The sequence below is a fragment of the Gemmobacter fulvus genome (genome assembly GCF_018798885.1).
Lineage (GTDB): Bacteria > Pseudomonadota > Alphaproteobacteria > Rhodobacterales > Rhodobacteraceae > Gemmobacter > Gemmobacter fulvus.
Genome location: NZ_CP076366.1, coordinates 132,348 through 141,504, shown reverse-complemented (window position 1 = coordinate 141,504; position 9,157 = coordinate 132,348). Strand labels below are relative to the sequence as shown.

The window sequence follows — 9,157 nt, the reverse complement described above, 5'->3', positions numbered from 1 at the left end:
GCAACGCGCAGAACCTTACCAACCCTTGACATGGCAGTGACCGTTCCAGAGATGGTCCTTTCTCGTAAGAGACACTGCACACAGGTGCTGCATGGCTGTCGTCAGCTCGTGTCGTGAGATGTTCGGTTAAGTCCGGCAACGAGCGCAACCCACGTCTTTAGTTGCCAGCATTCAGTTGGGCACTCTAAAGAAACTGCCGGTGATAAGCCGGAGGAAGGTGTGGATGACGTCAAGTCCTCATGGCCCTTACGGGTTGGGCTACACACGTGCTACAATGGTGGTGACAATGGGTTAATCCCAAAAAGCCATCTCAGTTCGGATTGGGGTCTGCAACTCGACCCCATGAAGTCGGAATCGCTAGTAATCGCGTAACAGCATGACGCGGTGAATACGTTCCCGGGCCTTGTACACACCGCCCGTCACACCATGGGAATTGGATCCACCCGAAGGCGGTGCGCCAACCAGCAATGGAGGCAGCCGACCACGGTGGGTTCAGTGACTGGGGTGAAGTCGTAACAAGGTAGCCGTAGGGGAACCTGCGGCTGGATCACCTCCTTTCTAAGGATGTTCCTGGTCAGACTGGCTTGCCAGTCTCGTGGAACACTTAGCAGAGGCTAGTCATAGCCTCACATATACGGTCAGGCCGTCCTCATATCTCTTCAGAACAAGCGGGATGCGAAAGCATTCCTTGCGGGGCCTTAGCTCAGCTGGGAGAGCGCCTGATTTGCATTCAGGAGGTCATCGGTTCGATCCCGATAGGCTCCACCAAGTTCTGCGCGGCAAGCGCGGTGCGGGTGGTAAGGCCAGACTTCACACCGTTAGGGTCGGTAGCTCAGGTGGTTAGAGCGCACGCCTGATAAGCGTGAGGTCGGAGGTTCAAGTCCTCCTCGACCCACCACTTCACAAGATCATCAGTGGCATTTGCGAATGCCTCTGATCATCCTGTGAAGGATGAATTGACATCGTTTAGAGAGAAACAACATCGATATTGCTGATGGTTCCGAGTATGGGATCATCACGGGGTTCGACCCCGGAGGCAATATTGTTCCAAGTCTAGTACACTAACCGCGTTGGTCCAAGGACCATCGCATGGGAAAGTATACATGCTTTTGACACATGAAAGACGGCTGTGGTCACGCGAGTGACCGGAGCCTTGCTCTTTCTGGATCAAATCAAGCGCGAAAAGGGCGTTTGGTGGATGCCTAGGCAGTAAGAGGCGATGAAGGACGTGATACCCTGCGTTAAGCCATGGTGAGCCGGGAATAGGCTTTGACCCATGGATCTCCGAATGGGGGAACCCACCTGACTGTTCATTGTTGTTGCTTCGCATGCAAATGCGGAGTGATCATCAGTGGGCAAGACCAGGTACTTTAATCCTGAATACATAGGGGTTTTAGAGCAAACCCGGGGAACTGAAACATCTAAGTACCCGGAGGAAAGGAAATCAAGAGAGACTCCGTTAGTAGTGGCGAGCGAACGCGGACCAGCCGAGCTTCGAAAAGTGACTGGAATGTGCTGGAAAGCACAGCGACACAGGGTGACAGCCCCGTACAGGAAGCTTCAGAAGACATATTAAGTAGGGCGGGACACGTGAAATCCTGTCTGAAGATCGGGGGACCACCCCCGAAGGCTAAGTACTCCTTACTGACCGATAGCGAACCAGTACCGTGAGGGAAAGGTGAAAAGCACCCCGACAAGGGGAGTGAAACAGTACCTGAAACCGGACGCCTACAAGCAGTCGGAGGGACATCAGTCCTGACGGCGTACCTTTTGTATAATGGGTCAACGACTTAGTCTAACGAGCAAGCTTAAGCCGATAGGTGTAGGCGCAGCGAAAGCGAGTCTTAAAAGGGCGCATGAGTTCGTTGGATTAGACCCGAAACCAGGTGATCTAGCCATGAGCAGGATGAAGGCACGGTAACACGTGCTGGAGGTCCGAACCAACACCCGTTGAAAAGGGTCTGGATGACTTGTGGCTAGGGGTGAAAGGCCAATCAAACCTGGAGATAGCTGGTTCTCCGCGAAAGCTATTTAGGTAGCGCCTCGGACGAATACCTTGGGGGGTAGAGCACTACATGGATGATGGGGGCCCACAGCCTTACTGAGTCTAAGTAAACTCCGAATACCCAAGAGTACTATCCGGGAGACACACGGCGGGTGCTAACGTCCGTCGTGAAGAGGGAAACAACCCTGACCTGCAGCTAAGGCCCCTAATTCGTGGCTAAGTGGGAAAGCATGTGGGACGGCCAAAACAACCAGGAGGTTGGCTTAGAAGCAGCCATCCTTTAAAGATAGCGTAACAGCTCACTGGTCTAGATAAGCTGTCCTGCGGCGAAGATGTAACGGGGCTCAAGCCACGAGCCGAAGCTCAGGATGCATAGCAATATGCGTGGTAGCGGAGCGTTCTGTGATATAGGACGCTGCCTCTTTTGTTCCTTCGGGAATAACGGAGGCAATGTGCTTTCTGTGAAGCCGGGCTGTAAGGCATCCGGTGGAGAGATCAGAAGCGAGAATGTTGACATGAGTAGCGACAAACAGGGTGAGAGACCCTGTCGCCGTAAGTCCAAGGGTTCCTGCTTAAAGCTAATCTGAGCAGGGTAAGCCGGCCCCTAAGGCGAGGCCGAAAGGCGTAGTCGATGGGAACCACGTTAATATTCGTGGGCCAGAAGGATGTGACGGATCTCAAAGATTGTCTGCCCTTATCGGATTGGGTGGGCCGTTCAGAGGTTCCTGGAAATAGCCCTTCATCAGACCGTACCCTAAACCGACACAGGTGGACTGGTAGAGTATACCAAGGCGCTTGAGAGAACCACATCAAAGGAACTCGGCAAAATGCCTCCGTAAGTTCGCGAGAAGGAGGCCCCATCTGTAGGCAACTATGGGTGGGGGGCACAAACTAGGGGGTGGCGACTGTTTACTTAAAACACAGGGCTGTGCGAAGCCGTAAGGCGACGTATACAGTCTGACGCCTGCCCGGTGCTGGAAGGTTAAAAGGAGGGGTGCAAGCTCTGAATTGAAGCCCCAGTAAACGGCGGCCGTAACTATAACGGTCCTAAGGTAGCGAAATTCCTTGTCGGGTAAGTTCCGACCTGCACGAATGGCGTAACGATCTCCCCGCTGTCTCTGATGTGGACTCAGCGAAATTGAACTGTGTGTCAAGATGCACACTTCCCGCGGTTAGACGGAAAGACCCCATGCACCTTTACTCCAGCTTCGCACTGGTATCAGGATTGTGATGTGCAGGATAGGTGGTAGGCATCGAAGCGGGGACGCCAGTTCCCGTGGAGCCTCCCTTGAGATACCACCCTTCGCACTCTTGATATCTAACCGCGGTCCGTTATCCGGATCCGGGACCCTGCGTGGTGGGGAGTTTGACTGGGGCGGTCGCCTCCCAAACAGTAACGGAGGCGCGCGAAGGTAGGCTCAGACCGGTCGGAAATCGGTCGTTGAGTGCAATGGCAGAAGCCTGCCTGACTGCAAGACTGACAAGTCGAGCAGAGACGAAAGTCGGTCATAGTGATCCGGTGGTCCCAAGTGGGAGGGCCATCGCTCAACGGATAAAAGGTACGCTGGGGATAACAGGCTGATGATGCCCAAGAGTCCATATCGACGGCATCGTTTGGCACCTCGATGTCGGCTCATCTCATCCTGGGGCTGGAGCAGGTCCCAAGGGTATGGCTGTTCGCCATTTAAAGAGGTACGTGAGCTGGGTTTAGAACGTCGTGAGACAGTTCGGTCCCTATCTGCCGTGGGTGTAGGAGACTTGAGAAGAGTTGCCCCTAGTACGAGAGGACCGGGGTGAACGAACCACTGGTGGACCAGTTATCGTGCCAACGGTAGTGCTGGGTAGCTATGTTCGGACAGGATAACCGCTGAAGGCATCTAAGCGGGAAGCCCCCTTCAAAACAAGGTCTCCCTGAGGGCCGTGGAAGACCACCACGTCGATAGGCCAGAGGTGTAAGTGCAGCAATGCATTCAGCTGACTGGTACTAATTGCCCGATAGGCTTGATTTGATCCAGTAACAGCAAGGCTGATTACTGAGACATGTCAAAAGCACACAGACTTGGAACAAAACGATGTTGTAACGCGCTGGAAAATCCAGCGCGGGTTCTTTCTCGGTTTGGTGGTCATAGCGCAAGCAATACACCCGATCCCTTCCCGAACTCGGCCGTTAAGTGCTGCCGCGCCAATGGTACTGCGTCTTAAGACGTGGGAGAGTAGGTCACCGCCAAACCTAGCAAGAACCCAAACCTCTCAAAACGATGACAAAAATCCCCGATCGCAGCACTAAGCCCTCGGGATACGGACGCGGGGTGGAGCAGCCCGGTAGCTCGTCAGGCTCATAACCTGAAGGTCACAGGTTCAAATCCTGTCCCCGCAACCATAAATATCATTATATATCAATGTACTAGCCTCGCATAACGCGGGGCCTTTGGCGTTCCAATTCCACGCGTGGAAGCAACGTGGAAGCACACGGGGCTACATCGGTGCTACGGTAAGCGATGGGGTGGACGCCCCCCGGCGGCATCGATGTGCCATGGTGGCGGGTGTTGAAGCACCGCTACGGAGGGGAGCGTCCATGGGAGAGGTTAGCATCATCGGCTTGGATTTGGCCAAGAACGTGTTTCAGGCGCATGGCGCAGGAGCGGACGGATCGGTGATCTTCCGCCGCAAGCTGTCGCGCGCGCAGCTGCTGAAGTTCATGGCGGCGCAGCCGCCTTGTGTTGTGGCGATGGAGGCCTGTGCCAGTGCGCATTACTGGGGCCGGGCCATCGGCGATCTCGGCCACCAGGTGCGGCTGATCCCGCCCGCCTATGTGAAGCCGTTCGTGAAGCGCCAGAAGAACGACATGGCCGATGCCGAGGCGATTGCCGAAGCGGCGTCGCGGTCGACTATGCGGTTTGTCGCTGTGAAGAGCGAGGCCCAGCAGGCGGCAGCGATGGCTTACCGGACCCGCGACCTTCTGGTTCGCCAACGGACTCAGACGATCAATGCCTTGCGCGCACACTTGGCCGAGCAGGGCATCGTGGCCCCTGCCGGCCTGGCGCATGTCGGGCGCCTTGCGGCCATCATCGATGGCGACGACGGTATGCTGCCGGCAGCGGTCCGCGACTTGGCCCGCCTTCTACTCGACCAGATCGCCGGGCTGGCCGAGAAGATCGCTGGCCTCGATGCCGAGCTTCGCAAGCGCGTGACCACCGACGACACGGCTCGACGGCTGACGACGATCCCGGGAGTAGGGGCAGTGACTGCGGCGGCGATCACCACCTTTGCGCCGCCGATGGAGACCTTTTCGAACGGGCGTGACTTCGCCGCCTGGGTCGGCCTCACGCCGCGACAGCATTCTAGCGGCGGCAAGGACCGGCTGGGCCGCACTTCGAAGATGGGCCAGCGCGACATTCGGCGGTTGCTGATCGTCGGGGCCGTTGCCGTGGTGCGATGGGCCGCACGGAAGGGCGCTCCCGGTGGGTCCTGGTTGGGACGGATGATGGCACGCAAGCCGAAGATGCTGGTCGCTGTGGCGCTGGCCAACCGAATGGCGCGCACAGCTTGGGCGCTGCTGCGCAAGGGTGAAGATTACAGGGATCCGGCGATGGCGGCCGCATAGGCCGGTGTCATCGGGTTGTCGCCGGATGTGAGAGGGGGCGAGGGAACGTAAGGGCAGACGGTCAAGAGTAAGCGGTGCGCCGGCCCCGTGGTTTCGGCTTGATGTGACTTGGGGCATGCCGTTCTGCAACTGAGTTTGCGGGAGGCTGGCCGTGGAGCACCAAAACGAGCACCGGATGGAGGTGCGTGGGTCGAAGGAAGTATCCCGGATCGAGATCCTTGATGGCCCGACCGGGCGGCGGCGATGGCCGGATGATCTCAAGGCGCGGATTGTGGCTGAGAGTTTTCAGCCTGGCGCGCGGGTCTGCGATGTTGCGGCGAAGTATGGGTTGATTGCGCGGCACCTTTCGGGATGGCGTGGTCAGGCGCGCAAAGGGGAACTGGTGGTGCCGGTCGCTACGGCCCCGACCTTCGTGCCGCTGGTGATCGAGCCATTGGCTGATGCGTCGGCCGACACGGGCGTGATCAGGGTCGAGATCTGTGGGGTCGTTCTGCATGTGATGCCGGATTGCAGTCCAGACCGCGCGGCGGCCTTGGCGGCGGCGTTGAGGAAGGTGCTGTGATCTTTCCGGATCAGGCCGTCCGGATCGTGATTGCGACCAAGCCTGTGGACTTCCGCAAGGGACATGACGGGCTGGCGGCCATGGCGCATGCCGCGTTGGGCTTTGCGCCCAAGGCGGGGGTGATGGTTGTCTTCAGGTCCAAACGTGGTGATCGGCTTTCATTCCACATACCAACTGCGTGATTTGCGGATCGAATATCCTTGGCACCCTCTTTACGGGCGGGTTCTACGCGCGCGCGATGGGGGACGCAGGCACGGATCGGACTCTGTGCTGGTCGAGGAACGGCAGGGGTTCTTCCGGACTTTGCCCCCCTGGATGTGCGATGCCGCCTATTGCGCACGCATGGAAAGCGGCCCGCCGGTTGTTGCTCTCGAAGCCTTGCGGTCGCTTGCACAGACACTCGATCTAATGCGTCACGGTCAGCTTGCGTCATCCTGTGGGGGATCGATTCCCGAGGAGGATACGCATGCCCTGCCGACCCCGACCCCTCTCGCAACAAAAGCAAGCGACGCCGAGTCAGCTCTGCCTGGACCTGAACGACAGCCCGAACCGCCCCCCGGCCGCGCCCGCGACACCGGCGATCCTGGAGGCATTGGCAGACCTGCTGCTGATGGCGGCGGGCAAGATTGCGGAGGGCGCAGGTCATGATGCACGCAAAGATCACCGCTGAGCACCTTGCCCGCAGCGCACTCGTCTACGTTCGCCAGTCGACGATGGCTCAGGTGCTCGGGAATCTCGAAAGCCAGAAGCGGCAATACCAGCTGGCCGAAGCCGCCCGCGACACCGGCTTCGCCGAGGTCCGGGTCATCGATGAGGATCTGGGACGCTCCGGCTCTGGTCTGATTGCCCGCCCGGGCTTCCAGCGTCTGGTCGCGGAAGTCTGTGCCGGGACGGTGGGGGCGGTCTATTGCATCGAAGCCTCGCGGCTTTCCCGTAATGGCCGGGACTGGCATCATCTGATTGACCTCTGCGCCTTGACGGGGGCCTTGGTCGTTGACCCGGAGGGGGTCTACGATCCGCGTCAAATGAATGATCGACTGCTGCTGGGGCTGAAGGGCACCATGTCGGAATACGAACTCAGTCTTCTGCGGCAACGTGGGCTGGCGGCCCGCGATGCGAAGGCGAAGCGGGGAGAACTCCGCTTTACCTTGCCGCCTGGGTTCTGCTGGAGCGAGGACGACAGGATTGAGATGGATCCTGATGAGCGGGTCCGGCAGGCCATCCACCTGATCTTCGCCAAGTTCCGCGAGCTTGGCAGCGGTCGCCAGGTGTTCCTGTGGCTGCGCGCGGCCGATGTCCATCTGCCAGTGGTCCTGCGCAACGGTGCCCTGCGCAAGATCGCTTGGCGCAAGCCTGCCTATCACAGCGTGATGCAGGTGCTGCATAATCCGGTCTACGCTGGTGCCTATGCCTTCGGCCGGACCGGTAATCGGATGGCGGTGGTCGAGGGCGAGGCGCGCAAGACCAGCGGCCATCACCGGGCGATCGAGGAGTGGGGCGTGCTGATCAAGAGCAATCACGAAGGATACATCGACTGGCAGGCCTATGAGGAGAACCGCGTCCTGCTGGGGGAGAACGCGCATATGCAAAAGCGAACGGCCCGCAAATCCGGGCGCGGCGGACAGGCGCTGCTGAGCGGCATGGCGCGTTGCGCAAGGTGCGGCCGGATGATGCGGGTCTTTTACAAGACCGGGACCGACCTGTCCCATCGTTACCAATGTCGGGGCGATGACAGCCATGTCGGGGCTGGGCTCTGCATCGGTGCGGGCGGGGGCGGCATCGATGCGGCCGTGACCGGCCAACTGCTCGAAGCGGTCTCCGGCCGCGCCGTGCAGGCTGCCCTATTGGCGGGACAGCAGGCCACCCGGGCACAGGAGGTGGTGCGGCTTGCTGTCGAGAAGGAGCTTGATGAGGCACGATACGCCGCGGAACTGGCCGAGCGGCGATATGAGCATGTCGATCCCGCCAAACGGCATGTTGCGCGCACGCTGGAGGCGCGGTGGAACGCAGCCCTGGAGCGGGTGGCCTCGGTCGAGCAAAAACTTGCCGCTTTGGGCGCAGAACTCATCGCGAGGCCCGGGGTCGATCCTGATGTCCTCTTGCGGCTCGCCACCGACCTGCCCTCGGCATGGAATGCCGCCGGGACCGATGCCCGCGCGCGGCAGCGACTGGTGCGCCTGCTGATCGAGGAAGTGGTGATCGACATCGATCAGGCGGAGAACGCCTTCGTTCTGCTCATTCACTGGATCGGCGGGCGCCACACCGAGGTCAGGCTGGCCCGGCGCCGAACCGGTCGCTTCCCACCGGGGCCAAAGCGCACTGCTGCCGACATCTTGCGCAAACTTGGCGGGCACTGGCCAGACAGGGAACTTGCCGTGACCCTCAACCGGATGCGCTGCCGCACTGAGGATGACGAGACATGGACGACCGTCCGCGTGGCTGAATTGCGCGACAGGCTCGCGATCCCACCCTATGATCCCGAGGCCGAGGAGGAGAAGACCGTGAGCGTCGATGCTGCCGCCAAGCGGCTCGGCGTCTGCGTGGCATCTGTCCACAAACTGATCCGCGCGCAGATCCTCCCCGCGACACAGATCCTGTATTCCGCCCCATGGAAAATACCGCTGGCCGCGCTCGAAACCGAGGCGGTTCGGATAGGCTTGCAGGAAATAGCCGCGCGCAGGCCAAGGCAAGCGCTTGATAAGATTGCAGACAGGTCCATGACCCTACCCGGATTCTGAAGGAGGAGATGCATTATGAAACGTGATCGGGCGACAGGATCAAGGTTCTGTTTTGGGACGGCAGTGGGATCGTGATGATCTACAAGCGACTGGAACAGGGCGGCTTTGCCTGGCCAAAGGTTGGCGACGGGGTCATGCGGCTGTCGCGGGTGCAGTTCGAGGCGCTGTTTGCAGGGCTTGACTGGCGCCGCATCCATGCGCCCAGGCCGACGCATCCCCCCGCGACAGAGTGACTCGGATCGCCTTGT

Annotated in this window: 6 protein-coding genes, 3 tRNA genes, 2 rRNA genes and 1 other annotated feature; all 11 genes read left to right on the top strand. The window is 59.6% G+C overall.

Translation table 11 applies throughout. From position 1 onward, the window contains the following. Positions 1–558: a sequence feature (16S ribosomal RNA rRNA prediction is too short), on the top strand. A gap of 134 nt (positions 559–692) precedes the next feature. The 11 genes from KM031_RS22470 to tnpB (KM031_RS22420) all read left to right on the top strand — a co-directional run bounded on the left by KM031_RS22470 (position 693) and on the right by tnpB (KM031_RS22420) (position 9,142). After that, positions 693–768, top strand: a tRNA-Ala gene (locus KM031_RS22470). Positions 769–821: 53 nt separating this feature from the next. Then, positions 822–898 (top strand) — tRNA-Ile (locus KM031_RS22465). A 272-nt stretch (positions 899–1,170) separates the two neighbouring features. Then, a 23S ribosomal RNA gene (locus KM031_RS22460) occupies positions 1,171–4,014 on the top strand. 106 nt (positions 4,015–4,120) lie between these two features. Beyond that, positions 4,121–4,235, top strand: a 5S ribosomal RNA gene (rrf, locus tag KM031_RS22455). 73 nt (positions 4,236–4,308) lie between these two features. Then, positions 4,309–4,385 (top strand) — tRNA-Met (locus KM031_RS22450). Between the two features lie 195 nt (positions 4,386–4,580). After that, on the top strand, positions 4,581–5,609 hold the full coding sequence (locus tag KM031_RS22445; RefSeq protein ID WP_215508072.1) for an IS110 family RNA-guided transposase: 1,029 nt from the start codon (positions 4,581–4,583) through the stop codon (positions 5,607–5,609). Positions 5,610–5,760: 151 nt separating this feature from the next. Further along, complete coding sequence (locus tag KM031_RS22440) at positions 5,761–6,171, top strand: transposase (protein WP_260692076.1); 411 nt, start codon at positions 5,761–5,763, stop codon at positions 6,169–6,171. Next, positions 6,168–6,353 carry an IS66 family insertion sequence element accessory protein TnpB gene (gene tnpB, locus KM031_RS22435; RefSeq protein WP_215507579.1) on the top strand — a complete coding sequence of 62 codons (186 nt, stop codon included), beginning with the start codon at positions 6,168–6,170 and terminating at the stop codon, positions 6,351–6,353. The genes KM031_RS22440 and tnpB (KM031_RS22435) overlap by 4 nt, the downstream gene beginning before the upstream one ends. A gap of 284 nt (positions 6,354–6,637) precedes the next feature. Next, positions 6,638–6,841 carry a hypothetical protein gene (locus tag KM031_RS22430; RefSeq protein ID WP_035714909.1) on the top strand — a complete coding sequence of 68 codons (204 nt, stop codon included), beginning with the start codon at positions 6,638–6,640 and terminating at the stop codon, positions 6,839–6,841. Next, complete coding sequence (locus tag KM031_RS22425; protein ID WP_035714956.1) at positions 6,819–8,909, top strand: recombinase family protein; 2,091 nt, start codon at positions 6,819–6,821, stop codon at positions 8,907–8,909. Before KM031_RS22430 ends, KM031_RS22425 begins: the two co-directional genes overlap by 23 nt. Positions 8,910–8,947: 38 nt before the next feature. Next, positions 8,948–9,142: an IS66 family insertion sequence element accessory protein TnpB gene (gene tnpB, locus KM031_RS22420; protein WP_260692135.1), complete on the top strand. Its 195-nt coding sequence runs from the start codon at positions 8,948–8,950 to the stop codon at positions 9,140–9,142. Positions 9,143–9,157 lie beyond the last annotated feature (15 nt).